1 protein-coding gene is annotated in these 528 nt (G+C 44.9%); it reads left to right on the plus strand.

Features of this window, described 5'->3' with window-relative positions:
* The coding region (locus J536_RS24715; protein WP_032064367.1) for a type VI secretion system Vgr family protein at nt 1-528 on the plus strand (528 nt) is incomplete at both ends.

Below are 528 nucleotides of genomic sequence, written 5' to 3' on the forward strand. Positions count from 1 at the left end.
CGTTTTGATGACACCACAGGGCAAATCAGTACCCAGCTGCAAAGCAGCCATGCCGCAAGTCAACTCAACTTAGGTAACTTAAGCCATCCAAAAGACAAACCAGAAAGCGAAGGCCGAGGTGAAGGTTTCGAGATACGAACAGACCAATGGGGGGCAGTTAGAGCAGGCAGCGGCTTACTCATTAGTACACATAAGCAGGATCAAGCTCAAGGTGTACACCTTGATGCAAATGAGGCCAAGCAACAAATCGAAGGCGGCCTCAACAATGCCAAGGCACTCAGTGAAGTTGCTAAAAATCAGCAAACTGACCCATTGGAAATGCTTGAGAATCTAAAAACGTTCATAGAGCAAATTGAAGAAAAAGATCAAGACAAAGCTGCTGCTTTTAAGCAAGCTTTGATGATATTAACGGCAACTAACAGTATCGCTTTAGCTAGTAACGAGGACATTCACCTCAGCGCAGATGGTCAGTTAAGTCAAACTGCTGGTGATAGCATTAACCTGACTACGCAAAAGAACCTGATTGCA

The sequence above is a fragment of the Acinetobacter sp. 809848 genome, assembly GCF_000581275.1.
Classification (GTDB): domain Bacteria; phylum Pseudomonadota; class Gammaproteobacteria; order Pseudomonadales; family Moraxellaceae; genus Acinetobacter; species Acinetobacter pittii.